At 51.9% G+C, this 26,819-nt stretch carries 24 protein-coding genes; 10 read left to right on the top strand and 14 right to left on the bottom strand.

The annotated features are described in order from the left end of the window. Positions 1 to 32: 32 nt before the first annotated feature. From I6L47_RS05470 to I6L47_RS05425, 10 genes are all read right to left on the bottom strand, one after another. Positions 33 to 2,906, bottom strand: a complete 2,874-nt coding sequence (locus I6L47_RS05470; protein ID WP_197055466.1) for a hypothetical protein — start codon at positions 2,904 to 2,906, stop codon at positions 33 to 35. 68 nt (positions 2,907 to 2,974) lie between these two features. Continuing rightward, positions 2,975 to 3,427 carry a hypothetical protein gene (locus tag I6L47_RS05465; RefSeq protein WP_042878399.1) on the bottom strand — a complete coding sequence of 151 codons (453 nt, stop codon included), beginning with the start codon at positions 3,425 to 3,427 and terminating at the stop codon, positions 2,975 to 2,977. Positions 3,428 to 3,443: 16 nt separating this feature from the next. Next, complete coding sequence (locus I6L47_RS05460; RefSeq protein WP_042656103.1) at positions 3,444 to 3,638, bottom strand: hypothetical protein; 195 nt, start codon at positions 3,636 to 3,638, stop codon at positions 3,444 to 3,446. A gap of 67 nt (positions 3,639 to 3,705) precedes the next feature. Continuing rightward, entirely contained in the window at positions 3,706 to 4,848 is a 1,143-nt protein-coding gene (locus tag I6L47_RS05455; protein WP_052224742.1) for a site-specific integrase, read from the bottom strand. Positions 4,849 to 4,934: 86 nt separating this feature from the next. After that, positions 4,935 to 6,116, bottom strand: coding sequence for a hypothetical protein (locus I6L47_RS05450; RefSeq protein ID WP_216948850.1), 1,182 nt, complete (start codon positions 6,114 to 6,116; stop codon positions 4,935 to 4,937). Positions 6,117 to 6,431: 315 nt separating this feature from the next. Further along, on the bottom strand, positions 6,432 to 6,926 hold the full coding sequence (locus tag I6L47_RS05445; protein WP_216948849.1) for a hypothetical protein: 495 nt from the start codon (positions 6,924 to 6,926) through the stop codon (positions 6,432 to 6,434). Positions 6,927 to 7,293: 367 nt separating this feature from the next. After that, positions 7,294 to 8,736 (bottom strand): hypothetical protein, encoded by a 1,443-nt coding sequence (locus I6L47_RS05440; protein WP_216948848.1) that lies wholly within the window; start codon positions 8,734 to 8,736, stop codon positions 7,294 to 7,296. 161 nt (positions 8,737 to 8,897) lie between these two features. Then, the gene (locus I6L47_RS05435) at positions 8,898 to 9,587 is read right to left on the bottom strand and encodes a hypothetical protein (RefSeq protein ID WP_216948847.1); all 690 of its coding nucleotides are present in this window, start codon (positions 9,585 to 9,587) and stop codon (positions 8,898 to 8,900) included. Between the two features lie 12 nt (positions 9,588 to 9,599). Continuing rightward, entirely contained in the window at positions 9,600 to 10,268 is a 669-nt protein-coding gene (locus tag I6L47_RS05430) for a TM2 domain-containing protein (RefSeq protein WP_216948846.1), read from the bottom strand. 126 nt (positions 10,269 to 10,394) lie between these two features. Then, positions 10,395 to 11,300: a YafY family protein gene (locus I6L47_RS05425; protein WP_216948845.1), complete on the bottom strand. Its 906-nt coding sequence runs from the start codon at positions 11,298 to 11,300 to the stop codon at positions 10,395 to 10,397. A 484-nt stretch (positions 11,301 to 11,784) separates the two neighbouring features. Here I6L47_RS05425 and I6L47_RS05420 point away from each other — a divergent pair, with 484 nt between their 5' ends. Together I6L47_RS05420 and I6L47_RS05415 are read left to right on the top strand one after the other, a co-directional pair. Next, entirely contained in the window at positions 11,785 to 12,339 is a 555-nt protein-coding gene (locus tag I6L47_RS05420) for a hypothetical protein (RefSeq protein WP_216948844.1), read from the top strand. A 16-nt stretch (positions 12,340 to 12,355) separates the two neighbouring features. Continuing rightward, positions 12,356 to 14,026, top strand: a complete 1,671-nt coding sequence (locus I6L47_RS05415) for a hypothetical protein (RefSeq protein WP_216948843.1) — start codon at positions 12,356 to 12,358, stop codon at positions 14,024 to 14,026. A 96-nt stretch (positions 14,027 to 14,122) separates the two neighbouring features. Here I6L47_RS05415 and I6L47_RS05410 read toward each other — a convergent pair whose 3' ends face one another. The 3 genes from I6L47_RS05410 to I6L47_RS05400 all read right to left on the bottom strand — a co-directional run bounded on the left by I6L47_RS05410 (position 14,123) and on the right by I6L47_RS05400 (position 18,014). Then, positions 14,123 to 15,622, bottom strand: a complete 1,500-nt coding sequence (locus I6L47_RS05410; protein ID WP_254204824.1) for a hypothetical protein — start codon at positions 15,620 to 15,622, stop codon at positions 14,123 to 14,125. Positions 15,623 to 15,818: 196 nt separating this feature from the next. Then, on the bottom strand, positions 15,819 to 16,601 hold the full coding sequence (locus I6L47_RS05405) for a nuclease-related domain-containing protein (protein WP_234932820.1): 783 nt from the start codon (positions 16,599 to 16,601) through the stop codon (positions 15,819 to 15,821). A 393-nt stretch (positions 16,602 to 16,994) separates the two neighbouring features. Next, entirely contained in the window at positions 16,995 to 18,014 is a 1,020-nt protein-coding gene (locus tag I6L47_RS05400; protein WP_216948842.1) for a Fic family protein, read from the bottom strand. Positions 18,015 to 18,437: 423 nt separating this feature from the next. On the opposite strand from I6L47_RS05400, the gene I6L47_RS05395 reads away from it, so the two are divergent. Then, positions 18,438 to 19,751 (top strand): integrase arm-type DNA-binding domain-containing protein, encoded by a 1,314-nt coding sequence (locus I6L47_RS05395; protein ID WP_005350905.1) that lies wholly within the window; start codon positions 18,438 to 18,440, stop codon positions 19,749 to 19,751. Between the two features lie 154 nt (positions 19,752 to 19,905). Here I6L47_RS05395 and I6L47_RS05390 read toward each other — a convergent pair whose 3' ends face one another. Beyond that, positions 19,906 to 20,094 (bottom strand): ATP-binding protein, encoded by a 189-nt coding sequence (locus tag I6L47_RS05390; RefSeq protein WP_254204823.1) that lies wholly within the window; start codon positions 20,092 to 20,094, stop codon positions 19,906 to 19,908. 306 nt (positions 20,095 to 20,400) lie between these two features. On the opposite strand from I6L47_RS05390, the gene I6L47_RS05385 reads away from it, so the two are divergent. The 7 genes from I6L47_RS05385 (at position 20,401) to I6L47_RS05355 (ending at position 26,812) form a co-directional block, all read left to right on the top strand. Next, the gene (locus I6L47_RS05385; RefSeq protein ID WP_041980245.1) at positions 20,401 to 20,637 is read left to right on the top strand and encodes an AlpA family transcriptional regulator; all 237 of its coding nucleotides are present in this window, start codon (positions 20,401 to 20,403) and stop codon (positions 20,635 to 20,637) included. A gap of 10 nt (positions 20,638 to 20,647) precedes the next feature. Next, the gene (locus tag I6L47_RS05380) at positions 20,648 to 20,980 is read left to right on the top strand and encodes a hypothetical protein (protein ID WP_005350908.1); all 333 of its coding nucleotides are present in this window, start codon (positions 20,648 to 20,650) and stop codon (positions 20,978 to 20,980) included. After that, positions 20,977 to 23,238 (top strand): DUF5906 domain-containing protein, encoded by a 2,262-nt coding sequence (locus tag I6L47_RS05375; protein WP_216948841.1) that lies wholly within the window; start codon positions 20,977 to 20,979, stop codon positions 23,236 to 23,238. Before I6L47_RS05380 ends, I6L47_RS05375 begins: the two co-directional genes overlap by 4 nt. A gap of 751 nt (positions 23,239 to 23,989) precedes the next feature. Continuing rightward, entirely contained in the window at positions 23,990 to 24,490 is a 501-nt protein-coding gene (locus I6L47_RS05370; protein ID WP_254204822.1) for a terminase, read from the top strand. Between the two features lie 486 nt (positions 24,491 to 24,976). Continuing rightward, complete coding sequence (locus I6L47_RS05365) at positions 24,977 to 25,480, top strand: BrxE family protein (protein WP_100653502.1); 504 nt, start codon at positions 24,977 to 24,979, stop codon at positions 25,478 to 25,480. After that, complete coding sequence (locus I6L47_RS05360; protein WP_100653503.1) at positions 25,477 to 26,259, top strand: BrxA family protein; 783 nt, start codon at positions 25,477 to 25,479, stop codon at positions 26,257 to 26,259. Before I6L47_RS05365 ends, I6L47_RS05360 begins: the two co-directional genes overlap by 4 nt. Continuing rightward, on the top strand, positions 26,240 to 26,812 hold the full coding sequence (locus I6L47_RS05355; protein WP_100653504.1) for a BREX protein BrxB domain-containing protein: 573 nt from the start codon (positions 26,240 to 26,242) through the stop codon (positions 26,810 to 26,812). The genes I6L47_RS05360 and I6L47_RS05355 overlap by 20 nt, the downstream gene beginning before the upstream one ends. Positions 26,813 to 26,819: the final 7 nt, after the last annotated feature.

Here is a 26,819-nt window from a genome sequence, read left to right as displayed (position 1 = left end):
CTTATTACACCAGCCAGATATTGCTATATCAATCAGTCGGTTATCACTTCATGACTCGGCGCATCCTGCGTGATTTGCGCTATCTCGGTCTTGGGGTTGTTCAACCGGCCTTGGAGCAGTGGCATGTCCTCCGGCTTGAACAGAGCCCCCAGCTCTAACCCTGGGCACTCTTGCAGGATCACCCGCACCAGGCGGACGGTGCGCGTCGTCACCGGTACACACTGCCCGACCAGCTTGGCGCGTTTGGCGGACTTACAGTCATCAACACTGGTTGGGCAGCCATTGATGGTCAGCCATTCGGCCAGCTCATCGTACCCCATCGTTTTCGTCATACCGAAAGCGGACTGGGTATAAGCACGCAGGAAAACCCGCTTTAGGATGCCAAGCGAACCTTCATCCGTCACACGCATTGGCAATCCTTTTATCGACGTCTTGCAGACGAAGTAATCCTCCCAGCTCTCCCAGTCATTGAGGGTCTTCAGGCAGTTCGTTCGCCGCCAGTTATCGAATACCACACGTTGCTCCATAGCGGCTGCTACCGTCGGCCAGGGGCGTGTATCAAAGCAAATATGCTCGGTGTCTAGCACACTCTGCATTGATGGCAGCATGGGTTGCCGCTTGAAGTCGAACTCAAGATTCAGGGTCTTTGACCTGCTCACGGAGACAAGATCGCGTTCATTGATCCACATTTCAGTCGTAGATATTAAATGGTCACTATCGACTTTTTGGCCGGGGGTACGATTCAGATACAGGTCAAGCATGTACGCCTGATGCAGCTCCTTAGTGCAGGGGGGCTTAACCCCAGCCTTGGCCAGGATCTGGGGCTGACCCTCAACGCCTTCGGGAGTAAGTTGACCACGAGTCTTCATCGCGATGACCTGTTTAACCTGATGTTTTTGCTCCAGCATCCGAAAGCCAGGGCCATCCAGTCGTTCACCCAACGCTTGAAACCTGCTGCATATCGGGCCAGTCAGCACAAGTTCGTCATAGGTTGCATCGGTGAGGAAGCCATCCGTCGTGACGCTCACCACCGTTCGGTGAGCGGGGATGGTAGCCAAGACTTCTCCGAGTACGGCACGGATCAGGCCGGTCGTATGCGCGGCAAAGAATGCGTTGGTGATGGCTGAGCGCTCAATAGGCTTGCTCAATCCACTGGATGTATCGAAGGCAGACTTCCCCCTCAGACCTTGCGCCAGCTTGCCATAGAGAGAGTTACCAATTTCTTTCCAAAGCAGCTCTTCGAAGGATTTCTTCACATACGATTGGCGTTTTTCCCGAACCTGCGAGACAAAGGGCTCAAACAGGCGCTGCGTCGTATCTGCCCAAGGGATGATGACACCTTGATGTATCTCAATCTGGCAACCCATGCGGAGTGCGACCTCGATCTCTGGTGCGGTACAGAAAGATTCACCAGTGAGGGGAAACAACAGGCCAATTTCAGTACGCACCGGTAGGCTGGGATAACGAGTCCCGTCTGGAAATCTAAATTTAACGCGAGCAAGACCAAAGACATGGCCACAGAAGTCGGCTGTGTTCGTGGTCATTCGCCCTCGCTCATAATCAAGGGGAAAAAGGTCAACGAGCCCTGTGGTATAGGCTCCGCTGAGGTCAAAATCGTTGAAGAGCGATAGTGGGGTCGGGCCACCCCAAAAGCATTCATTCCGTCCACCGTGGTAGCAATCGATGGCAAGACTCTCGAATAGCTTTGCAGCAGGGGTCATCTCCCGAATCGTCTTAGTCACAGGTCTGGATGCATTTTTGTTCCATCCAGTTTGCACCACCTCATGGGTTCCAAATAGCTGATCCCGGTCTTGGCCCGTTTCGCGCAGATGTTTCAGGAACACCGATGTGGCACAGCCGCCAATCGTCTTTGGCAGGGATGAAAGCCCCAGTGTCTTAGCGAATTCATGGAGTCGTAGGCCATATTTGACTGCGATTTCGGCATCGCGCAGGGCATAAGCTTCAAAGGCTACCTTGTTGCCGGCGAGTAGTTCATCCATGCGATCAATGGAGTGATCCGCAGGGAGGGACAATTTTGGTAAGCCAATGAGTTCACCAACGGCTGCAAGACCAGCACCACCTGGGGTGTGTAGCATAGTGTCGACAAAGGTGATCAAGGTTCGTTGGGCTTTACGCTGCTTGTCTCGCAAAATCAGCGGGGCCGGTTTAGCTTGACGGTGCAAGATGTTCTCAAGATCGATGCCATAGGCATTGTTTACTGATGCCACTGTTCGGCGAATGCCATTAACCTGAGTTTTGAACCGCCAGAAGTCGCCAAACGAGGCAAGGTCTGCTCTTAGGAAATGAGCATACACAAAGACGTGCTTGGGCCATTCTGTGATTAGCCCCTTCGCTTTACATTCAATAATGATGTGGCTGATAAATCGTTCAAAGCTCAGTCGGTCAGATTTCTTCGAAGAGGCGGGATAAATGATGTCTGCGTGCTCCCCCTTTTCAGTTTTGGCAAAGAACTGGTAGGAGAGAATGTCGTTGTGCATTGTCTTGGGGTTGTATACGTATTCGCTGTCTATGCCTATATGGATCCCTTCACCTTTTGCGGGAACCACTGTCTCCCCAGGCTTGAGATAATGCTGGGTGCGTAACCGCAGTGCCTTGTTGGTTGAATTCTCCTGTGCTGACAACAGGTAGCCGGGGATTTGCGTGTCGTCAGCAATCGAGGATCCGTCTGCGGTAACCAGTTTGCCGTTGTTGAGTAAGGGGGACTCACAGATAGAAGCGAGAACAGCATCCAACGGTGATGCTGCCGTAGCAAACAAGTCGATTGTCACATCAGTAGATAGGGGCGTATTGCTGGTATCGGCAGGCTTGGTGATGACTTTGCCTTCACGCATGACATGGTCATAATCCATGTCGTACAGACCGAGGGGGATAGCCAAGTTGCTCATTTTTTCTGGCCTCAGAAATTGAAGAAGGGCCCTCAGGCCCTTTTGTTACAGTTGATTGGCTAGATGTCTTAGAGCAGCCGGGCTGTGATGGTGTCTAAGCAAGCGCTGCGTTCTTCTTCGGTCTTGAACACAAGCCAATGGGGTTGTACCTGAGGAGATTCGTTAAACAGGCCGATGAGCAACGTCTCGTTCTTATCGATGGAAACCACACGATCAACCCATTCAATGTCGACGAAGCCGTTGGCAAGCACGAGCAGGTTGCGTTTGGTTTGGCGCTGAACTTGTTTACACAATTGGGTCATCTCAGCCAGAGCGTCTTCTTCCGTATCAAACTTCACCCCAGCCGCCGCCTGCAGTGGGTTATTTTGTTGCCAGATATTGAGGTAGTAGGAGCCATCATCACCCTGTGTCGGCAGTACTTGGCACCGTGTGAGGGCGCTGAGTTTCAACAGGTTGGTGCCACAACGCACGAACGAAGAAGTTTTGTTGGTTTGAGCTTGGGTAGTGCTTTGCATTGCCATAATGTTTACCTTCTTATCAGTTAGTAAGCCGAGAAAGCCGTTCATTTTCCCAGCGGATGACTTCCTGGATGGGGAAGCGGGTCTGCCGACCGATGGTTACAAACGGGGGTAACGTCTCAGGGGCGATGACCATCTGCTTGTCCACCCAGCTCTTGCTGACTCGCCACCGCTGGGCCAACTCGCTTCGAGTGATCATTTTGTCTTCGTCCATTGCTTCCTCTCGTTTGTGCTGTTCGTTCGACTGGAGCTACTGTCCCAAAAATCGAGAACAGAAAATCTCATCTGTCATGCACGCTGCTCCAACTAGCCTGTGTGACGTTGATTTTTTCGATGAGCTCGTTGACCTGATATCTTGCGTATAGCCGTGTCGTCTCAAGGGAGTTGTGGTTGAGTGTCTGGGCCGCCAAGGCCAGATCACCGGTTTCCTGGAGCAAGGTGGTGGCAAAGCTGCGGCGCAAATCGTGAATACATAGACCTTGGATCCCCGCATGTTTACAGACTCGTTCGAAGGCATGGCGCGGATACGCTAAAGGTGCATTGGCCCGGTTAGGAGAGAAAAATAAGTAGTCTTGAATGCCGAACGCTGTCTGCTGCTCTCTAATCGTTGCGATGGCTGACGTCGATAACGGTACAACGTGCTGTTGGCCGTTTTTGGTGAGGGGAAGGACGAGATAACCAGCATCAAGATGAACGTTCGAATTCTTGATCGAGAGCACTTCACCGATCCGCATCCCTGTATAGAGGGAAAGCAACAAGGAGTTGGCCCCAGGTGTTTGTAGCGCATGGCATGCCGTGATAAACCCCTGACGTTCATCCGTGGTGAGGACTCGGTGACGCTGGTTGTTTTCTTTGAGTCTCTTTATCCCGTTCATGGGGCTAGAAGCTAGATAGCCATGTTCGACCGACAGCGTGAACATGCGGGAGAGGGCGGCGAGGATCTTGTTTACGCTGGATGGCTGGAGATGAGCACAGAGGTCGAGCTTGAACGATTCAATGTCCTGCCGCTCGATTTTTCCGATCTTACTGTCGCCAAAGCGAGGCAGGATATACTTCTTCACCTTATACAACTCAGATGCCGTATTACGTTTGTTCAGCTTGAGGTCGGTGAGGTAAAGGGTTTGATAGACCTCATCGAGCCGTTTGTTCTTGCCTAGCGAGTAAGTGCCGCTTTGGAGTGCCTGCATTCGCTCATAAACAGCGCTACGAGCATCCTGGATCGACATGTATGGATACGTGCCAAGCGTTTCACAGATCGGCTGGTAGCGATGGGTGGTCTTGAACAGAAAAGAGAGTGATGAAGGGTAACGCATGACCCGAAGTTGAGGATGCGTTACGTCCTTGTACTCCTGCTGCTTCCCGTTCGCAGGGGGAGGAAGGGCATCAAGGGTTTTACGAGTGAAGTGTAGGGGGATGATGGGCATGACTGTTACCTCCTGATAGTGGGGAGGTAACAGTAATCAATGCGTGGTTTGAACTATCTCATGCGTGATGCATGCTGGTCAAAGCATCAGCCCTCGTGCTTGAAGTAGTGGTCAACGAGTGATGAGTATTTGTATATATCAGAAATAAGATTTCGCCTGGAAGCCAAGTCATCTGCGCTGGATTTTCCATCGAATTCCATCCGCGTATAAGGAAACGCTTCGGCAAGCGCCATAATCATTTCCGGACCAGTCACGTGTAGTTCGTCGATTGTATCAGGGGTAGCATTTTTAAATTTTGGTTGAGAGTGTTGCCAATAGTATAGCCAAATCTTGTAGGTAATATTCCTATAGTAAATTGGTATCGACATTAATTTATTTGTCTTTCCTTCTCCGAATGTTCTGCGATTATGTGTAAAAAATATGTATTCATCAGGGGATAATGTCCTGCTACGTTCCTTTACTGGGAATATCTCTTCAATGTGTAATAATATGAGATAGGCTGCGGTGAGGAATGTCTTGACTATATGATGATAACATCCAAACTCCATTGAGACTTTAGTCCCGATTGCCATAAATAAATCATCGGGAGTGTTTTTTTCAGGATGATGCCGAGCATTCTTTTCAAACTCTAACCATTGTTCAGTAATATCCAGAGGGAAATAAATTAAAAGAAGGTTGGCTAGATGTGACAGGAACTCAGTCGATGTTCCAACAAGCGTATACCTATCCGGATATTGATATACTTCATTTGTCAGGGAAATCAGTTTTGTCGCGATGTCACGTGCAGAATTGTTAATGTCATTCGACATCTTCAATATATCGAGCTTACTACCAATATGTTTTCCATCAATGATGCCGTGGAAATTTACCCTTTGGGGAGAGGGGTGAGCAAGCGATTGTAGTTGGACTACTATATCCTCAATAACAGAGGTATCTATAGGGAGGTTTTCATTGCTTTCTGAGAGCGCCATCAAATGCTCAAAAGTATTTTGAAAAGCGGTTTCTTTGTGTCGATAGTTATTTATTTTGCTACGTAGTTTTTTACTCAGATACTGCTGGAAGTTGAAAATAAGCTCAATGTCATCAACAGTTGTAAATTGAAGAGTGCTAGGCTTTTGTAGTTCTTTGAGACCTAAGTTATTACTCTTAGGTAATTTCTTATCCGCATTTAAAAATAGCTCTTCTAAAACACTTTCTCCGTACATAGCTTTAAAAGATAAAACGTCTTTATCATTGTGTGGTATTAAACCGTATTTTTCTTTTGCCATATATGTATCTTAATTATCAAGTGATAAGAGGGTTTAAAAATGTCTCTAGCAATATACTACCGCCTCATCGGGGCGAACAACCTTTTTAATTGCCAATCACGATAATGGAACGGATCAAATTTACGTTTTTATCATAACGACAGGTCAATTGTGGAGCAGTTTGATGCTGATAAGGCTTAAGCTTAAGTAAGCATCAAGTTACCAAAGGCCAAAATCAAGAATTGAGAGCTTTGTCACGTAGCGTGCCATCTCAGTCTTCTCAGGTTGAGTATTTCAGGGGATCGGAATGTAGGAGGGCGAGGGGAGTGACTACTTTTAGTCCTTAGGTATCATACTCAACGCCGTCTTAACTTGATCTCTGGCAGCTTCACCGAACAAGAGTGTATTTGCGATGAGCATATTAACAGCAGGCCCATTGGATGCAGATTGCTTACGGATACGCTCTTTGGCCGCAAATGCGCGTTTTTGACGGCGGTAAACATCTTCCCACCAATCACGACCATACTTTTTTAGTATGCATGCTTTGATTGTTTTAAAACGCTCCCTGCTGGTGGTTCCTTCAGCGGAGGCTAACAGGCTTGCCCATATCATGCGTTTCTGAAGGTCATTTGGGACCCAATCTTGCCCTCTAAGTTCAGCAATAACATCCGGATGTAGATATAGAGTACCCTCTGAGACCTTGCGCTTCACCCAGAGAGGTTGGGCACGCTCAAAAGCCGACTGTTTATCTTGAGCACTATACCCATGACAATGTAGCTTCCAAGTTTCCAACTCATCAATCGCGGCTAATCTCCGGGCTAACTTTTCCACATCTTCTCCATATTCATATAACGTTTACCACTACATGACCATGCTCAGCTGAGCCCGGCAGATTTCTAAACCCGCCACCATGATGAATGGGATGTGTCTAGAGTACAGGGGCGATTCAGTGTATCCCCAATGGCGCTGTCACACCTATTACTTCTTCGTCAATAAATCAGATGGTTACGTACAGTCGGCAATGCGCATTTCACGCGTGTTGCGCAGGATGATGGATTTTCATATGGGCGATTGAAGCTGGATCAGGAGATGTGGCTCAGCCATCAGTCAGGACCGTTCCGTTTTAGCTAAGTTGTGTGATAAAGAGGCCAGTACCGCCCGGCCCTGGCCTCTGTGTTTTCTGCTCTATGGTGCCGGATTACTGACAGGTTCCCCAGTTTATGCCGTCCGTGCCACATTCCAGGCTATGAGTACCGTCCGCATAGGTTGTCTGCTTCTGATAGAGGCCGTTGCTGTCGTAACTGGTTCTGATGGTATTGCCATTTTCACTGGCCGTCATGCTCTTGACCCAGCTAGCCGCATCAGGATCTTGGGATGGTTCGTCATACTGATAGGGGAGGGCTTCGAGAGCCGCAGTGAGCTCACCCATATTCAGGGTGGATAGCTGCCCTTCCAGACCTACCCAGTCGTTCAGGAAGCTAAATGCGCCCGCCTGCCGGTTATAGATGAACTGGGTGACGTAACTCAGATCGTTGGCGTCATAGCTGATGGTGGTGTAACGGTGGGTGATCGCTGCCGCCATATCGTCAGGAGCACAGTCGTTGAAGCTCTCTGCCGATGCTTCGGCCAGATTCACCAGTGTGTACGTCTTGGCGTTTGAGCGGGCCGAGAGGGTCTCCTTGATGTCACAGCTATAGGGGGTGTTGTCCCCATGGCGCGACTCAAAGTCGTAGCGGGTTGTGTAGGTGTAGTTATTGCCTGTCACTTGGCGCTCTTCACCGTAGATGATGGTCTTGATAATTTGCGCGAAATCATCGCTCACCTTCACCAGCTCGGTGCTGCTTTGGGCTGCCCCTTGCAACTGGATTTCACGATACCAAGCATCCGGATAGGCATTGTTGTGGTCGCGACTATCCCCCTTGTGGTAATCGACATAGACAAAGTTGGCGTCCGGGTTTTCCCGTTTCAAGGTTTCTGTCTCGGTAAAAGACTGCTGCAAGCCGCGCACGATCTCCTGGGCCAGCGTGGCTGTCTCGCTATCACCGCTGGCGATGAAGTCCGCATACAGCTTCTGCTCAGAGATGTTGTAGTGACTGACAACACGGCTGACGGCCTGTTTCATCGAGGCGATCAACTGCTCCTGTTTTTGCCGGTTCGCCATGACGGTCCGGCAAGTCGTCTGTGATTGGGCTGCCAGCTCACTTTCTACACTGCTCCAGAGCACCGTGGTCAGCGGTGTCACATGGTAGGCATCATCTTTGGTGATGGGGGCAAAGGTGGGAGGAAGGACCATCTGATAGGCTTCTGTCACCGGGCCAAGATCCTGGTCCACGGCATCCACCGGTACATCGACCACCAAGGGGGCATATTGAGCGCAGGTTTGCAGGTCTATCGGCAGCTCCAGCCGATAATCCCCGGCATCATTGGTGGTTGTCTTGGGTTCACCATCATCCCACTGACGGTTGAAATTGAGATCGAGATAGACGGTCGCGCCTTGAATGTATCCATCAATCGCCTTTCCTGACATCGCCAAGGAGGCACTCGGTGGGGTTGGACTATCCGTGTTTCCACCGTCGCTACCACCACCGCCACAGCCTGATAAAGTAGCCATCAACATCATGGCCAAGGGGGTTTTCTTCATTGTTAGTTTCCCGTTTATTATTGGTATGCGATAACGCCCAGAGCATGGTCCGTTATCATCGTGATAATTTTATCTCGGTGTACGGCTATAAAATGTTGATTAGCCTCTGATTTATGAGTTTCTATTCACCGAACTTTTCGTTGTGTTTCGGCTTCAGTGCATCAAGGTGCAGACAGTTCTGTCTCGCACACGATGACTTCGCACTCTGATGGGGCAGGGAAGTCTCCGCCTTCGTCGGTGACATATATCTTGTCGGCATGAACGCGGTAGTTACCCGCCGGGGTCAGCAGTGGGTTTTCATACGTGCCCTGATAATCGACTGAGACAGAGGTCGCACCATGGGATCTCAATGTGACGCGTCCGTTGGGGGCGATAGTGATGGATTGTTGAATCCCATTTTCACCTCCGAAGTTGAAGTACCGGGTTCCCGTGAACGGCAGCGCCACGGCTTGCTGCTGTGGATCCCCGGTATGGTCAGCGCCTCTGGCGCTCTGGCACATTTTCTCTAGCAGCAGATCCAGCATCCCCTCTGGCTGTGGTCGCCCGTTAATCTCCAGCGCCTCCACAGAAAAACCATCATCTTGCATCCAGACCTGCACCATGGCCCGTGCGGGCTGACTGGCATAGGTGATGGTGCCGCTGACATTCACCAATTTCCGACCATCCGCTGCTTTCCCACCGATCCACTCGGGGTCTTCGAAAAAGCTGTTGACCATCTTCTCGACGGAGATGTTCGGGCACATCTCCAGCTCGCTTTCCTTGAGGGTTGCCACATCCAGCAGGCTGAGTACGCCAGCATAAGCGCCTGTCGAGCAGAGCATCAGTAAACCGACAGCAGTTTTTATGTTCATACAAGGCGCTCCTCACCACACCCATGAAAACGCGGATATGGGGCGGTAGTTATAGCGCCGGTCAAACTCCTCCTGCGTCAGGCACAAAACACGGATGAACTCGATCACGGACAAGATCAGGGGAAGGCCGGTGGTGCAGAGCACGAGGTAGATAAGCCCCCACCCCCAGTTCCCGGTGTAGAACTTATGCAGACCAATGCCGCCGCCCAAGAATGCGAGCACTGCGGTGAGCCCCTTGCGCTTGCCACGGTGCGCAACGGCGTTTGCGCCGTTTAGCGGTGCCTGTGGCGGAGTGGTCGCGGCAGAGGGTTGCTGGGAGGATGCTGCCCCCTTTTTAATCGGCCATGCCGCGATATCGATAGGCTTCAGCAGTTCATCCGTGATTGCCCTGGCTTTCTTCTGTGCAGCGCCGAAGGTATCGATGGCATCGACAAACGAGCCATTGAGGGTGAGCTGGATGGTCTCATCGCCTTGGGAGGCGAAATTCACGGTGATGCGCATACCGAAAGGGTTAAAGCCATATTTCCATGCGGCTTCGATCCTGCCTTGGGTGCGCTCGATGGTTTTTAACGTGCCGCCCTGGGCTTGCAAATGGGCGGCGACATGATCGAAGAGTGGCTCATAGGGACTGGTGGAGCAAAGAGTGTTGTCGGACACTTTTTGTAGGCTGATGGTGTTCATGCATTACTCCTTGGATATCGACTGCGGGATGGTTGACGACAATGTGAAACAGCGGCGACAGGTGGTGTCGTGGCATGTCAGGCGCTGTCGCCAGATGTATAAACTGGGATCTTTGTCACAAATGGGTCAGGGTGGAGCCTGACTCATCAGGGTCAATAGATGGCGTAAATCACGGACGATCTGCTCATGGATAAAACCGGGTGAGATCACGGTGAGCCCCGGCATCCAGGATTTGATGACAGGCAGAATTTGGTTGGCATCGAGCACACGACTGCTCAATAACAGCGAACCATCATCCAGGGTTTTGACAATCTCCTGTTCGGGCAACAACGGGCGGTGCTGAAAGTTGATGGCGATAGAGGCACTGGCTTTGAGTAGCACCTCAATCATGCCGGAGCGCCAGAGTGTCGGATCGGTATCTATTTGCCGCTGAATCAGAGCATCACGGGTAAAGGTCTGTTGCGATAGCTCAACCAGCGCGATGTGGCTCAGCGGATAGGCTTGCAATCGCCCCTCGCTGACGCCGACCAAGTGCCAGGTGCCCTTGTAATTGACGAGCTGATAGGGGCTAAACAGTTGCTTGCGCTGGTCTTTGGTGATGAGCCAGCATTGCAGATGGTGAGTCAGCGCCTGCTCTAATACCGGTATCTGGTGAATGAGTGAGTCAGCTGATTGACCATCGAACCCCTTGATGGAGAAGAGACTTGGATTGCCTCTGTCCAGTAGTTGACCCAGACGATGTTCACTGGCGCGGGGGAACAAGTCGGTGATGCCCAATTGCTCGGCCAGCTTTCGTACCTTTCCATCGTTCTTGTGATTGAGAAACCCAGGATCCAGCCAGTATTGCTGGTTGCGGTGCTCTATCGGTAGATAACTGAGGCGTTGATTGAAATCCCGCTGCAGGGTGCGCACGGTGACGTTGTACTCGGTGGCCAGATCACTCAGGTGCAGCTTCTCACCGCTGTAGAGGCGGGTGAGGAGCATACCGAGGCGCTGAGCAATCTTGTCGTGTTCGTGCATACCATCAAACAAAGGGAATTACCGTGTCGTGGATTATCCAAACAGGCCGCGACACGGCGTGACGAATTGGCTGGCAGGCAGTTTTTCGCAAAACCCATCATCGGCGATGGGTTTTTGTCATCAGTAGAGGGGTTTTGTTATCAACCGGCGAGAAGCGGTTGAGCGGGCCAGGAAGGCCCGTTCGGTGAGGTTGTTGCTGCTTGCCCAGAGATGGGGCGGAGTTGATGCTATTGAGCCACTTAACTGCGATACCGGTATCTTGCCACTGAGGGAGATACCGAAAGAGGGTTGGATTGAATAGGAGCACACACCCACTTCGCTTGGTGCGAAGAATACGCCAGAATTCCTGTGATTGTGATCCCGCTACCTACTCATGTAATGTCAAATCCAGTAGGTTTATCGCATCAACGCCTCGCAGTGGGGGGATTACAGCTAGCTATATTGTTATGGCAGACTATTCACCATTCATAATAATGGCAACAAGAGGGAGCGGCCAATGAGCTTTGGAAGAATAGCGGCAGGAGTCGGGGGGGTTGCGGCAATCTTAATGACGTATTTTGCAGGCAAAGAATCTGGCAAAAAAGAAGGTCATGCCGATGGCTATAAAAAGGGGGAGGAAAAAGGGAAAGAAAAGGGGAAAGCTCTATATGCTGCCAAACTTGCTCAGTTACATCAAAGCATCAAGGCGATGACTGAAGAAGCGAGCAAGCGTGATGATCTCATCATTTGCGCCTATGCAGTCGGCATTAGCTGTGCCCGCGCTAATGGGTCATTGCCAGTCTACAAGGTCGAAGCCTTGGAAGACTTGGTGTTCGGCATTGGCAAGGTGCAAACGCGATCCAAACACGTCCAAGATCAAGTCAGGGAAATGACACTCACCCCGCCAAACTTGAGAACGGTCTGGTCGCTCATCAGAGAAAAGGGCTTTGATAAGCCGCATCACAAGCGAATGTTCACCGAAATCGTTGACATCATGGCGAGTATTGAAGAAAACCCGACTAAAGCTGATGTTGAGTTTGTTGAGATCTGGAACAAGCTGGCAGCAGCGTAATGGGAGTCGGCGCGATATGACAACTAAAAATCAACATTTAGACCGTCTGGAAAAGATGCGTCAAGCCAGAGATGTACAGACCCCAAGAGCGCTTGCATCGCCTTCAACGATGGTGGAGTTTTTAGACACCCCGGTTGATCAGGCTTTCATTGAAGGTGCTGATTCGGCAAAAGCCTTCAGTAACCAGCTTGAAGACACGGATGCCATAGCTACTCAAAGAGAGGCTCAGGCTCTTCTGGATAGCCTGAACACAGGCAGTGCCATCGAAAAAATATTGGAGCCTGTCTTCCTCAGCTTGTTCGACGGTGTTATGCGGGCTTTCAAGATGGGCACCAAGCAGGGGCTAACTGCCTCCCGCCTGTATCAGGAGTGCAAGGTGTTTACCTATGCGAATGCTGCAAACAGTAGCCCAATGGTAGATAGCTATACCGAAAACCTGAATGAGCGGGACAACATTGCGGAGTTCGGCAGTCATTCGAGCTTCAATGGCGGATCCATGACGCGCAAAGATGAAGAACTCTTGATGCGTGATGGTAAAAAGATGAAAGCCAAGAAGGAGGCTCATTTTAATGGCGATTATCGTGCCAAAGATGAGTACGACGGAAAGGACATTTTCCTGACAAAAGCTCAGGCCAATAGTGAGGGAAGAAGTGATCGTTATGCTGAAACGGATCACATCGTTTCTTGTGCTGAGATTTGCAACTCGCTAAAGAGCAATAAGGCGCTACATCTGGACGACATCAAAACCATCATCAACATTGATGAAAACTATGCCGTCACCAGCAAGCAAAACAACGCCGGCTCTAATATCGGCAAGTTCGACAAAACGCGGGATGAGTTGCAGGCTGAATTAGACCAAGGGTATGTCCAGTTCAAAAACAAAAAGCACAAACTTAGCGATGAAGATAGGAAAACCCGGCAAAACCAGATCGAGGCGATGGATAAGGCACAACAAGCTATTGATACTAAAACCAATGTGACCGTAGCCAAAAACGTTCTCTTCGACAACGAAGTGCAGATCACGCTAGGGAAGGATGCGGCCAATGCATCCAGTCACTATGCGCTAGGCAACGTGATCATATTCGCGATAAAGCCCATCTACTATGAGCTGAGCGATTGTATCAAGAATGGTATCGAGGAGGGGGTTGGGGCCGACAGCTTTTCGGAAGCCCTTAAGATCCGCTTGGGGAGAATGAAAGACCACCTGTGGTCTCATGCACTTCCGTTGCTCAAAGATGCCGCGCTGGGCTTTTTTAAGAACTTCCTTTCGATGCTAATGGAAGGCATTCTTAATTGCTTTGTTGGTGTCTTCAAGCAAGTCATGCGACTGGTGAAGGAAGGGTTCAAGATATTGATGAGCGCTATTCCTATCTTGCGGGATGAGAAAACTACGTCGACACAGAAAGGCGATGCCCTGCTGAAGCTGTTCGCGGGCTCACTATCCATCTTTGCCTCTCTTGCCATTGAATCATGGCTAAGCAGTTCTGGCATGCCAGAGTGGCTTGCGATCATTGCTTCATCCATGTTGACTGCTGTCGTCACTTCTTTGGTCATGCACCTGCTGGATAAGATGGATTTGTTTGGTGTGAATCGCGAAATCCAATCGCGCCGGATTGATGAGTTGCTGCAAAGCGAAATCGATTCGACCACTGAAGGCATCTTCTCGACAATGGCGAAGCTGGCTTAATAAAAAGGGTGAATCGCTACCAGTGTTCTAAACACATCCAGTCCATTCTCAGTAACGGGTAGCGATTCACTTTCAGTTTGCTAGCAATAATGTCAGTTACGCCTTGGCCTGACGCCACTTAGTTAGCCATCGATACTGTTCGGGATGAATGCGCAACAGCTCTGCGATAACTGCTTCACGCTTATCGGCTGTCATCCGGGTAAGAAGCGACCTGACATCCGACATAATGCTGTCACGGCCAGCGCCTCTGGCTTCCGCCTTGCAATACCACTCATGTCCCTCACTAATGTTGCCAAGCTCGATACAGACTGCACCAAGTAGTGTGCAGGGGCGAAAGTTGTTGGGTTGAAGGCGGTGAGCTTCAGCACCCATGTTCAATGCGGCAGCATGTTCGCCATGGTCACGCATCGCGCCACCATGAGTGGTGAGAATGGCGGATTTCAGCTTAGGCTGAACCTGCCGCTTGGCTGGGATGGCACTCAGCAGCGCAATCGCCTCATTCGATGCTGCGCATTTACGCAAGTGTCCGCTGGCATTGACTGCACTCCATGGGTTCTTGCTGTTGCGGTACTCCGCTAGCCAGTGATCAGCTTCGAGTCGGTTGTAGCTATGCAGAATCTCCTTTGTCTCGTACTCACGGCCATTGCTCTTGAGCCAGATGGTTTCAGTCTCCAGTAGCCGTGTACCTGCATCCAGCTTGAGAAGGATTGCCATGAGCTGTTTGAGGTGATGTGATTCGACATATCCAGTGACACCATACTTCTCCCTGAGTGCTTGGTTCTTCATCCGTGCGATGTACTTGGGGTCACTCTCACGCTGAATCCGCTCAGCCTCAAGTCGCACACTTCGGGCTTTCTGCTCGGCTTTATAACGTTCTTCATCTGCGGCCTTCTGAGCGGCGATCTCGCGTTGTTTCTGTTGCGCAAGCTCGTTTCGTTGCTCCTGTTCTGCTTTCCCTTTTTGGTCGAACTGCTCTTGGGAGAGGTCGCCGGTCAAGAAGCACAGCAAGGTATTCAACCCCCTGTTCAAGAGAAATTGTCTGTTTGCTGCTGATATCGTCGCGCCTTGTCCGGCAGCGACAAGGAGGCTGTGCAACCTGGCACCGCCCGTGATCGCACTGGTGATATCATCCACCCAGAATTGTTTGGCCAGTTCATGCGGGGGGAGGGACACAGAATTCTGGCCATCGGCCAGACCATTTTTGATCCGGAACTTCTGCAGGTAATCCCAAGTGGGATTTTGACTGGTCTTCTCTATATTAGCTTTGTCGTCTGGCTGAGCAGCTAAGGGCTTCGTGATTGAAGGTTGGTAGCGATGCACAATCTTTCGGCCCTTATAGTAAAGAGGTTTAGAACGGCGCTGCTCCTGTTCTACCGCAGATTGGCGTCTGAACTCAGGGAGAGTCATATCGCCGTTGATAAAGCCCCTCAAGGCGTTGAGATCGTAGCTGGCTAGAATGTCGTAGCGGGGCGAAGTCAGAGGCTCATTCCTGAATATGGCTACGAGCAAACTATGGAGGTTATCGCCTATCGATAGGGCAGCAGGAATGTCATCGACACCGTAATAAGTTGCGAGATCCATGGGCGAGATAGACATCGAGCACACTCCTTGTGCAAAAAAGAATTAGTACAATAGCGCCGCTGGCTTTTTGCCTGCAATGGGTGACTTCAATTTCATCGCTGCGAATCTCCCTGTATTCCTCTATACCCCAAGAGCTTCAAACTGAGGGGCATTCAAGGGTGGAGGGATAAGTTTGCTGACTGATGGCGTATCAGTCGGCAATGAAGATCTCTTAGCCAGCCTTGGCAACGTCCCGTACTTTTTGCTCTACCTGGTGCGCGATGGCCTGGATCTGAGCCAGTTCAAGTGAGCCAGCTCTAAATTGGGGGAGTTGTTTGGGAAGTGCAGCGGCACTGACGATGTAGGGGAAGGTGATCTTCTGGCGTAAATCCACAAACCAGCCAGGTAGAACCAGAACGCCACCTACCGGGACTTCGGTCCCAGTTGCACTGTTGAGCCAGTTACGCACAGTGGTGACGTTACGGCGGACCTGTTCGAGCGGCGCTTTTTCAACATGGTTTGGGAAGTGAAGCGCATCATTTTCGACCCGAACCTTGAACTGTTTTTCTCCATTGTTGATGGGTTTGGAGCGGCCTTTGGTCTCGATGACAAAGACCCCGTTAGGGCAGATGATCAAATGGTCGATATTGAATCCATCAAACGGGATATCGTGGTAAACCCGATAGGGGTGCTGTTGGGGCCTAACGATTTGGTCCAGCTCCTGACCCACTGCCAGTTCACAGGAGTAACCCAGCTTGAGGTGTTGAACCTTGTTGGCCATTTTGTAAGTTTTGGTTGTGCCATAGATAAAGAGGCCCAGCATAACGACCCCGGAAATCAGCATCACAGTCGTGCTCATAGCTCTCTTATCGATGTAGCTCTGTAACAAGAGGTAGAACCCGATCATCATCATGGTCAATGGCGTGAATAGCATTTGGGAAAAGAGGTCTATCTGCAGATCCTGGATTTGCTGTTGCAGGGTGTGACCCGCAGGCCTGAGCAGGTCGGCGGTCAACGGGCTGACCCTATGTGAGCGAAGCCTTTTTCTTATTAACAAGATGATCCCGACAGATAAGAATATTGGGCACAAGAACAAGCCAGTAGTTGCCAGAACAGATACCGCGAGCGACGAGAATTCCATTTCATGCGTCTTTTTGGGGATGTGGTGAGGTCAGGTTAGCTGACCTATAGGAGTCTATCCATTGGGATGTGGGGCAAGTATCACAGTATCTGATTATCCCCAATGGAGATCTTACACCTTGTGGTGTTAGTGAGATAAAACAGAGAGTTACTGCGTCCCCTTTGTGCGCAAATGGGGTTCGTTGCGCTTGGGTTTACTTGGCTGGTTGTATGTTTACTGATGCGACCCGGAAGCTGGGCGGCGGTAGTAACACACTCGGTGGCCGTCCTATGACAACACTTCCCAATGCCCCCCCTTTCGCGGACCAACAAAACGTAATCGTCCCGCCTTAACCAACGCCGCCGCCGCTCGCTCCACCGTGCTGGTCGATCTGCCTATCCGCTCGGCTAATTGTTTAAGGGTCAGGGCAGGCTCGCTCGCCAAGAGCGCCAACACTGCATCCGGTGTTTTTGCCCGCATTTCTACCTTCATTTCTACCGGCGTTTCTACCCTCACTTTTTCTGGCGAGGTGGGCTGAGATGTCGGCTGTGCGGCAATCGCTTCGGCCAACGCATCTCGAAGCGCCTCTAGCAGAAACAGAATAAAATCGGTGCAGTCACTAAGCCTGTCGGCCTGACTTAATTGGTGGTAGTAGTGCTCTTGGCGCTCTTTGATGATCGCTTCCACCGGCAGGAAGGCCATCACAGGTTGCCAACGGCTCAAAATCACCGTTTGCCACAAGCGTCCCATACGGCCATTTCCATCGGAAAAGGGGTGTATAAACTCCAACTCGTAGTGCAAGGCACAAGAGGCGATCAAGGGATGGGCCTCTGTTTCTGCCAACCATTGCATCAGTTGTTCCATCAGGCGTGGAACCTGAGTCGCGGGGGGAGCCATATGCACTAATTGCTCACCCCGATAGATGCCGACCCCACTGCTACGCCATTGTCCTGCATCGTCGCATAACCCGTGCATCAAGCGTCCATGGGCCCTGAGCAAATCCGCAGAAGAGGTAGGGGCCCAAGCCGACATTGCTTCATAAGCGGCAAAGGCATTGCGCACCTCCTGGATCTCACGGGGTAATCCCAGTACAGGTTTGCCGTCGATCACTGCCGTGACTTGATCCAGGCTCAGGGTGTTGTGCTCGATAGCCAGGGATGCCTGGATGGTGCGGATCCGGTTTTCCCGGCGCAGCATGGGCACTTGCGAGCTCTGCGTCGAGCGCCATTGCCCCACCAATTCTGCGATCTCCGCCACCCGGCTCAACATGGCGTGGGTCAGGGTGAAGGGAGGGGAATAGGCTGCCATGGGGGACTCCGACTGAAACGATTGCAAATGCGAAGGCTCAGATTATCAGATCGGGGGCAAGACCAACACGGCGGCGTATCTTTGCGAATTCTGTGATAAGCGGTATGCGATGTTCTATGACGGGGTGCGATTTGCTGCGAACTTACGGTGTTACTCGCTCCATCTACTTGCTATTTCATGCAATGAGATGCAAACGAATCTCTTTGATTTAAAATCCCTCGACGTTCGCGTCGTGCCGGTTCGATTCCGGCCTCGGGCACCATTAATACTTCCAAAGTATTCCGAAAAAGTTCAAAAAACCCAGTGAATTCAACGTCTCTGGGTTTTTTTACGTCCAGAACATTCCGAGTCATTCCTAACACATCCGCTATAAATTGGTATACGCTTAGGTATACATCGATTCGATAAAGGAGTCGTATACCAATGCCGCGAACCACCAGACCCTTGTCTGATACCGAGTGTCGCAATGCCCGCCCGCGAGAAAAAGACTATTCCCTGTTCGATGGGAATGGCTTGCACTTATTGGTCAAAAAGAACGGTACCCGTTCGTGGCGCTTCAAGTTCACTAAGCCTGATGGTAAGGCCGGGCTGATGGCGTTTGGTGATTACCCCATCCTGTCGTTGACGGAGGCCCGTGCCAAACACGCTGCCGCACGAAATTTGTTGGCCAAGGGTATTGACCCTGTCGTCCATAAGCAGCAGGTGCGTAACGACATTACCCGCAAACAAGTGAATAGTTTTGAGGCTGTTGCCCGTGAATGGCATGCAAATAATGCTGGCAAGTGGTCCTCCGATCACGCTTCACGCATCTTGACCCGGCTTGAAAAAGACGTGTTTCCATTGATTGGCCATTGCCCCGTTGCCGAACTCAAGACTCGTGACCTGCTTGTTCCACTGCGTAAGATAGAGCAGCGAAATGCGCTTGATTTGGCAGGACGAGTGCGGCAACACATCAATGGCATAATGAGTTATGCAATGCGAACTGATTTGATTGAGGCCAATCCTGCCGCTGATTTGACGGGGGCGTTGTCGGTTCGCAAAGTCCAGCATCATCCCGCGCTGCCGCTGCAGGATATTCCCGAGCTGGTGCGTCGTCTCGATAGTTATTCGGGACGTCTGCTGACCAAGATGGCGGTGAAATTCACCTTGTTAACCTTTGTCCGTTCGAGTGAATTGCGCTTCATGCGCTGGGATGAGCTCGATATCGAGCGAGCAATCTGGACGATCCCGGCGTCCCGCGATCCCATTGAAGGGGTTAAACATTCACATCGTGGTGCCAAGATGCGAGAACCGCACTTTGTGCCGTTGTCACGCCAGGCACTGGCCATCATTGAGGCGATCCGCCCTTTGACCGGGCGTTTTGATCTGGTATTTGCCGGTGACCATGATGTATCAAAACCCATGAGTGAAAACACCGTGAATAGTGCCTTGCGCCGCCTGGGTTATGACACCAAGGTGGAGGTATGCGGTCATGGCTTCCGGGCGATGGCCTGCAGCGCGTTGCTTGAATCAGGCCAATGGAGTGCGGATGCCATTGAACGGCAGATGAGCCATAAGGAGCGTAACGGTGTGCGGGCGGCTTACATTCATCGGGCCGAATTTATCACCCAGCGGCAACAGATGGTGCAATGGTGGGCTGACTGGCTGGACTGTTGCAAGCATCACTATGTGCCACCCCATGAATTTACAGGGTTGGAGAGCAATGTAATTCACTTGCCAAACAGTCTGTCTGTATAGACGGATCGGGTTGTCAATCAGCATCGAAAAATGACCAGGGATCAGCGTCCAACATTGACCAGGGTTAGCTGGCTGATTTCATCCTCTGTTTGAAGCGATAGGCGTCGTTGCCTGTCTCGATAAACTCACATGATACTATCCAGCATCACCGTTGTCATCTTCTCCACTTGCTGAAGGCCAGGTTGGAGGTCAGGAGCGGGCTGGTGCGCTTGCGCAGCTTGCTGATCAGGTGAAACTGCAGAGCGCCTCCGCTTTCGGCAAACGGCAGATAGCTCAGTTTGCCCAGAATCACTGCATCGACATTGACCAACCGAATGGCAAGCAGCCCGGCGTTGCCTGCCACCTTTTCCTGCTCCAGTTCGCTGACCAGTACACCACTGTATAGAAACGCACTCGCTTGACCCGGCCCTCAGCATTGCATCCCAAGGCGATGCCAGGTGGGTTTGACCCGTCCCGGTTCCGCCGTTCAACAGCAGATTTCGTTGCTGTTCCAGGAAGTCATCCACACCTACTCGCCATTTAATTTCCCTTGTCAAGTGCGTCTCTGACGGGGTTTCCCCCTGTAGGGTTAGGAATTGGTGACGAAATGATAAAAATAAGGAGCCATGCTGGTGCATTTCGTTCCAGTACATGACAGGGAATGACTAACATGGCTAAAGAAAGCAAACCCACTCTGACCATTATTCGCCGTAATGAGGTTGAAGCCCGCACCGGGCTGTCCCGCTCTACCATCTACGCCAAAATGCGTCCCAATCCGAAGTACCCCAATGTTTATGACCCGACCTTTCCCAAACCGGTGTCCATCGGCGCAAAAGCCGTTGGTTGGATTGAAGAGGAGTTGGAAGCATGGCTCATCGCCCAGATCCAGAAGAGCCGTGAGGCGTAAGGAGGCGAGGATGACAGTCACCAATTACGCAAAAAAGAGCCGCCATGGTACGGCGGCCTCTTCGGTTAGCATGTTTGATATTGGCCAGATAATTAAACCTAGCGCTGAGAGCGTAGCACCTGCGCGCTCGCTGGCAAGCAAAAGCCTGTGCCGCGCAAAGTCGGGGATAATTAGCAGGGATGTTATTTGTGGCCAGTTCGCCCTGTATGGTGCTTCCCCTAGCACCAACAGCGCGCGCATCGAGGAAATGCACCGCCTTCAGGAAGCCTATGAGAACGATGACGGCGTGTCACTGTTCGATCACAAGCGTGCCATGCTGCGCGTGGTAGGGGGTACGGTATGAACGCAACCCTGCAAGCCAAGGCTGCAAATATCGAGGCCAACGGTCACGCTGTCATTCCGTATCAGGACAACGGCAACCCGAAACCCTATGGCAATGAGCAGCGCTACCCGTCCTCCATGGTGCGTGAGGATGACACCCTGTTTGGTGTTCGCTTGGATGAAATGGTCCTGCTGGACCTGGACGGTAACAAGGTACCCGAGGCGCCGCACCCCAGGGATCTGCTGGCGATGCTCGGATTGCCCAATCAGACGCTCCCGATCCAGTACCGGATGCTCACCGACACCCTGCCTGACGGTTCGTATCACTGGCTGTTCCGCTTGCCAGCAGGGGTAGACCTTGCCAGCTTGAAGCAGAGCGTCAACAACGCGAATGGACTGGCCGGCGTAGATGTAAAGACCGGCAATCAGCTGATCTACATCAAAGCCGGTAAGGTGCTGCGCGGCGATACCATCCCCCAACTGGCCGCTCTGCCGGAGGCTCCTGCCATCTTGTTGGGGTGGATCACCAAGCCCAAACATGAGCCAAAGGTGATTGCCCCCATGGTCAGCTCCGCAGAGACCAGCCGCTATGGAGAGAGAGCGTTGACGAGTGCCTGTGAGGCGATTGTCAGCGCGCCGATGGGGAGCCGGAACGAGACGCTCAACCGGGAGGCGCTGGGGGTGGCGCAACTGGTCGCTGGTGGAGAGATCTGCCACGCCGACGCTGAGCGTCAGTTGTTTGCTGCTGGCATGGCGTCTGGCCAATCGGTACAGGAGGTCAAGGCGACTATTGCCAGTGCGCACCAGAAGGGGATACAGGAGCCACGCCAAGCCCCGCCTAAAAGTAAGCTGTTGGCCGATAAGAAGGGCAGCCAAAAAACAGGTTCTCTGCTGGCGGCTAATGTTGTTTCTCTGCGCCCTGAGCAGGACGACGCGGCGCTGATGCTGGATCAGATGAGTGCCTGCCAGCGCGGGGAGGCACTGGTTTCTAGTCTGGGAACCCTGGCCATCAATGTCGACACGAGCCAGGTGTACCGTTACACCGGCAGCCTGTGGGAGTCGATGCCGGATGCGGTGCTTGCGCGCTGTATGACGGCAATGTTTAAGCAGCAAGGCGCCAAACACAGTGCCCGGATAATCAACACTGCTGTGGATACCATGAAACTGGGCCTTGATGAGATACCGCGTCCGGCGCTCAACCTGATTGGTTTTGCCAATGGGGTCTATGACTTAGTGCTCCGCGCGTTTCGCCCGCATTCCCTCGTCGATGGTTTGCTGACTCACAACGGGATCGAGTACAGCGAGCCGCTGGTGGGGGAAACCCTGGCGCATTGTGCCCCCCACTTCATGAAGTGGCTGAGCTACGCAACCGACAATGATGCGGCCAAGATGGATCGCATTAACGCGGCGCTGTTCATGGTGCTGGCGAATCGCTACGACTGGCAGTTGTTCCTGGAGGTGACGGGGGAAGGCGGCAGTGGCAAATCGGTCATGGCAGGTCTGTGCGAGCTGCTGGTTGGCCAAGAAAACGTGGGCAGTAGCTCGATGAAACTGCTCGAGAGCAACTTTGGTCTGGAGAATGTCTGGGACAAACGCCTGATCTTGTTGCCGGACCAACCTTCGTACGTTGGCGATGGCCACGTGCTCAAGGCGATCACTGGTGGCGATAAAGTATCGGTCAACCCTAAAGGTAAGGCGATTTTCAGCACTCGGATCCCAGCTGTGTTGCTGGCCACCAACAACGTGCCGATGGTGTTTAACGAGCGCAATGGGGGGATCGCTCGTCGCCGGGTGATCTTCCACTTCGGACGAGTGGTGGCATCGGCTGATCGGGATGGGGCGCTTGGCGACAAGATTGCTGCTGAGTTACCGGTGATCATTCGCCATCTGCTGACCCGGTTTGCCGACCCTGACCTGGCCAAGCGTCTGCTGGAGGAGCAACGGGATGGTGCTGATGCACTGGCGGTGAAACGCGAGGCTGACCACGTACTCGACTTTTGCGCCACCTTGGCGTTTCTGGCTGAGCCGCAAGGGTTCTGTATGGGGGGAAATGTCGCCGTGATGAAGGAGCCGAGAAAATTCCTGTATCACCTCTACCTGGCTTATCTGGAGTACCACGGCTTGAACCGCCCACTCTCGCTTAATTCATTCAGCAAAGCCGTTAAACAGGCTGCAAAGGAGCTGGGCGCGGAGTACAAGACGCGCAAGACCAATGGCCAAACTCAAACCAATGTTGCACTCACCGAACTGGCAGAGGAGTACCTTCCGCGGGCCCTGTAGGCCGACATTACTTAATGAGGCCGAACGGTGGTGACAAGAAGGCTCCTTGCGGGGCCTTTTTTTCTAACTTGAGGGGAGGGGGAATACCCCATTTCATAGTCACTGAGTCACTTTACTGTGTGAATGTCTGGTCCTGCACGGGTTGGGATGCAGTGACCAACATTGATTCATGGTCACTGTTTGTCACTGGGTCACTGCCCTGATGCTTCTTGATGGATGGCAGATGGGAGATGACGCAATGAGTGGATCAGTGAAAGCAGTGCCCAAAAGAGTGATGTGAGTGACTCCCAGAGACCATGAAAAATCATGGTCACTAGCTGCTAGCCCAATGATGGCGGGATGTTTATCAAAACAGTGACCAAGTGACTATCACAGACAACTTCTTGCCACACACAGCTGCGTTTGCACTGACGGGGCTCCCCCTGTAGGGCTGGATACCTACTTGCCTCCTCGGAAATACTGGTCGCCTATGATCTATTCCCCTATGCATTCAACAGATTCCCCAGACTGGCACAGTATCGAATTTGCGTACTGTGCTGGCCGCCAGAGTGTTCGCCAGATAGCGATAGAGCACGGCATTTCACATACCGCCATTAACAAGCGGGCCAAGACGCACAAATGGTCAAGAGTCACAACACCTGTTAACGCTGCCTCATCTTCAGCTATGCCTACGGCGCCTATAAGTGGCGCAGAACACGTGGATTCTACAACTCAAGTTATGATCCCAGTTGTCACTCCTCAGGTTTCCACGGTGGAAACCAATACGTCGAATCCCAAGCCGGTAACAAGAGGCCGTCGGAGCGCATACACGAACGAGTTGGGGGAGGCCATATGTAGCGCCATTGCTGATGGGGTGAGTCTACGCGCAGTGTTGGCTCGTCCGGGTATGCCGTCCAAATCCATGGTGATGCGCTGGTTGGCTGATGAACGCTACGTAGAATTTAGGGACCAGTACGTGTGTGCGCGCGAGGATCTGGCCGACAAACTGGCCGACGAGATCCTCCAAATCGCCGATGACGGCAGCAATGACACCTTCCTCGACGCCAACGGGAACGTAAAAGTTAACCATGATGTGATTGCTCGTGCCCGCCTGCAGATCGATGCTCGTAAATGGCTAGCCGCAAAGCTGGCCCCCAAGAAGTACGGCGATGGGGGGCGGCGAGAAAATTCGGGCGTTAACCACGGGAGCATGCAGGTGAAATCGACAGTCACGTTTGTGAATCCACCCAACATAGTCGAGATGCAGCTCTGAACGGGATGATACCGAACAGCATGTTCCTCAAATGCTTCGATGCGCTGGATCAGGGCTAGGGTGGGGTTGTATGGATCTGCAGATGGGCGCAGTGGGTGCAGAGCGCAGGCCTAACAACCGCACAAGGTAACGCTACCACCTCTTGCAATACCGGGCGGGAGCTGGCCGGGCGCGCGAGCCGAATTGGTTGCGTCGTGAGATCCTACAGGACCTGCGAAAATTAACCTGTTAACCTTGGTCAATTTTGAACGCGGCTTGCTGTTCATTTCGTTACTGATTGACAGAAACTCTTTATGTTAACATCGTCATCTCTTTGATTTGTCAGGTGATCCACTTTAACGTTTCAGGAACAAAATATTCTTGAACGCTAGAATGCGCGGGTTTCTCTTGAGTTCATTTGTGCAAAGAGCCCAGTCTGGGCGATACAACTGCAACTTATAGCAGTTCAGCCTAGCGGCACCGTTGAAAATCGATATAGGATCTTTGATGAATACCATCGCAAAAACAATCGCAGAACTACGGGTTCTGGTTGGCTACCTAGGGGAGCACGACCAAGCTAATTGGTGGGGCAGCCAATTCTTTGGTGCTACAGCTGCTGCTTTTTTGGCTCCAATATTTAACCGTTCTCTGTTTCTTGCCCAATACCAGGGGTCAACTGCGGCGGCAGCTAAGGTTCACGACGAGGTCATTGGTGTTGGCCGTATCTATCACCTATTTCGTTTGCCGCTTGGGTTAGAGCAAGCTTCTGCTGACGCTCTGAACGACATCACTTTCGTTCAAGCAGTGCAAGCTAGATTGGTAAGTCGTGAGTTTGCGCTGACACGCTTGACTGAATTGGCAAAAAAAACAGAATCCGCATCGCCAGGCCCCGTGTCACTGGGGCTGATGAGTCAAGACATCAGTGCCGAATTACAACGTGCTGCGGGCTTTTATTGTGCCGCCTTCACCTCCGGAATCCAGACGTTCCCCTACATTCGGGAGGCTGAGTGAATCAGCAGCTTTACACTACCCAGCTATCCGCGGGGTTGGGACTTTTAGACGAAACTAGGCAGCTGCTTCAGGTTTATCAACCTGGAATGAATGCATCACAGTTACATGAGGCTGCACTGACATCCGGCCGCTTTCCTTTGGTCACTGCGCGGCGACTACGCAATATCATCGTAGAGTGCTTTGCACCACGTTACCTGCGTGACCCATATGTTGCTTTACGCCTCAAAACCTTGGTGGGTCGCTTCACATCCTCCGAGCTGAATCAATTGTTCTTCCTCTACACTGCACGCGCCAATCTTCTATTAGCTGACTTTGTGCGAGAGGTTTATTGGCCCAGATACGCAGCTGGCCGAAATGATCTTCAACTGGAAGATGCGCATGAATTCATTACACACAATGTCCGGGAAGGCAAAACCAAAGCGCCATGGTCGGACATCACGGTAAAGCGCAATGCCTCGTATTTGATGGGCTGTTGCGCCGACTATGGATTGCTCACCACCACAGGCCGCAACCAGCGCTCGATTGCTGCGTATCGCATCTTGCCAAAGGTCGCAGCCTACTTGGCCTACGACTTGAAGTTCAGTGGTCTCGGCGACAACCAAATTGTTTCAAGCTCCGACTGGGATCTCTTCGGGCTGGAACGTGCCGACGTCCGTGATCAATTCAAGCGTCTGTCATTACAAGGCCTGCTCATATTTCAGGCCGCCTCTGATGTCGTGCATATCGGGTGGACCTATAAAAGCATGGAGGAACTGATCGATGTCATCGCTCAAAGCTGATTTCAATGAGTTGATGGAGCGAATCAAGCAAGGGCGCGAGTTTGGCCATGCCAGCTTTGAGCCCATTTTCTACTTGGTTTTCCCGCCCAATCAGATCCTCAATGTAAAGCGTGAAACCCCCGCGTGGGTGCATAGGCTGCGCAATGAAGGTTGGGAGGTAGAGACCTTTTCGATCGCCGAACATGTTGCTGACATTATCGAGAAGGCTCCACTTCGCAAGATCTGGCTTGCGGCCGATCAGAAGGCACCATTGGCATGGAGCAAGACCAATGCGTCGCTCGCCAATGCCATCAGCAACGGCGCATTACAGGCACGCATCGAAGCCAAGCTGGCCACGCTTGAGGGCAAGCCTAAGGCCATTTTGCTAGTCACCGATCTTGAGGCGCTGCATCCCTACACACGCATCGGTGTCATCGAAGGCAAGTTGCAAGGCAAGTTCCATGTGCCCACGGTGTTCTTCTACCCTGGTGTGCGCACCGGCAAGACCCGACTCAAATTCCTGGGGTTCTACCCCGACGATGGCAACTACCGCTCTGTCCACGTCGGCGGCTAATCATTGA

Source organism: Aeromonas sp. FDAARGOS 1417 (assembly GCF_019046985.1).
Taxonomy (GTDB): Bacteria; Pseudomonadota; Gammaproteobacteria; order Enterobacterales; family Aeromonadaceae; genus Aeromonas; species Aeromonas veronii.
The sequence above is the reverse complement of the archived record's forward strand: the minus strand, read 5'-3'. Positions and strand labels throughout refer to the sequence as shown.

Coding starts and splice junctions, on each gene's coding strand:
- I6L47_RS05400 (WP_216948842.1), bottom strand. CDS start 18,014: ATGGCAGCCTATTCCCCTCCCTTCACCCTGACCCACGCCATGTTGAGC.
- I6L47_RS05455 (WP_052224742.1), bottom strand. CDS start 4,848: ATGCCCATCATCCCCCTACACTTCACTCGTAAAACCCTTGATGCCCTT.
- I6L47_RS05460 (WP_042656103.1), bottom strand. CDS start 3,638: ATGGACGAAGACAAAATGATCACTCGAAGCGAGTTGGCCCAGCGGTGG.
- I6L47_RS05465 (WP_042878399.1), bottom strand. CDS start 3,427: ATGGCAATGCAAAGCACTACCCAAGCTCAAACCAACAAAACTTCTTCG.
- I6L47_RS05470 (WP_197055466.1), bottom strand. CDS start 2,906: ATGAGCAACTTGGCTATCCCCCTCGGTCTGTACGACATGGATTATGAC.
- I6L47_RS05385 (WP_041980245.1), top strand. CDS start 20,401: ATGGCTAAAGAAAGCAAACCCACTCTGACCATTATTCGCCGTAATGAG.
- I6L47_RS05435 (WP_216948847.1), bottom strand. CDS start 9,587: ATGAACATAAAAACTGCTGTCGGTTTACTGATGCTCTGCTCGACAGGC.
- I6L47_RS05430 (WP_216948846.1), bottom strand. CDS start 10,268: ATGAACACCATCAGCCTACAAAAAGTGTCCGACAACACTCTTTGCTCC.
- I6L47_RS05450 (WP_216948850.1), bottom strand. CDS start 6,116: ATGGCAAAAGAAAAATACGGTTTAATACCACACAATGATAAAGACGTT.
- I6L47_RS05375 (WP_216948841.1), top strand. CDS start 20,977: ATGAACGCAACCCTGCAAGCCAAGGCTGCAAATATCGAGGCCAACGGT.
- I6L47_RS05410 (WP_254204824.1), bottom strand. CDS start 15,622: ATGTCTATCTCGCCCATGGATCTCGCAACTTATTACGGTGTCGATGAC.
- I6L47_RS05355 (WP_100653504.1), top strand. CDS start 26,240: ATGTCATCGCTCAAAGCTGATTTCAATGAGTTGATGGAGCGAATCAAG.
- I6L47_RS05420 (WP_216948844.1), top strand. CDS start 11,785: ATGAGCTTTGGAAGAATAGCGGCAGGAGTCGGGGGGGTTGCGGCAATC.
- I6L47_RS05365 (WP_100653502.1), top strand. CDS start 24,977: ATGAATACCATCGCAAAAACAATCGCAGAACTACGGGTTCTGGTTGGC.
- I6L47_RS05395 (WP_005350905.1), top strand. CDS start 18,438: ATGCCGCGAACCACCAGACCCTTGTCTGATACCGAGTGTCGCAATGCC.
- I6L47_RS05440 (WP_216948848.1), bottom strand. CDS start 8,736: ATGAAGAAAACCCCCTTGGCCATGATGTTGATGGCTACTTTATCAGGC.
- I6L47_RS05415 (WP_216948843.1), top strand. CDS start 12,356: ATGACAACTAAAAATCAACATTTAGACCGTCTGGAAAAGATGCGTCAA.
- I6L47_RS05380 (WP_005350908.1), top strand. CDS start 20,648: ATGACAGTCACCAATTACGCAAAAAAGAGCCGCCATGGTACGGCGGCC.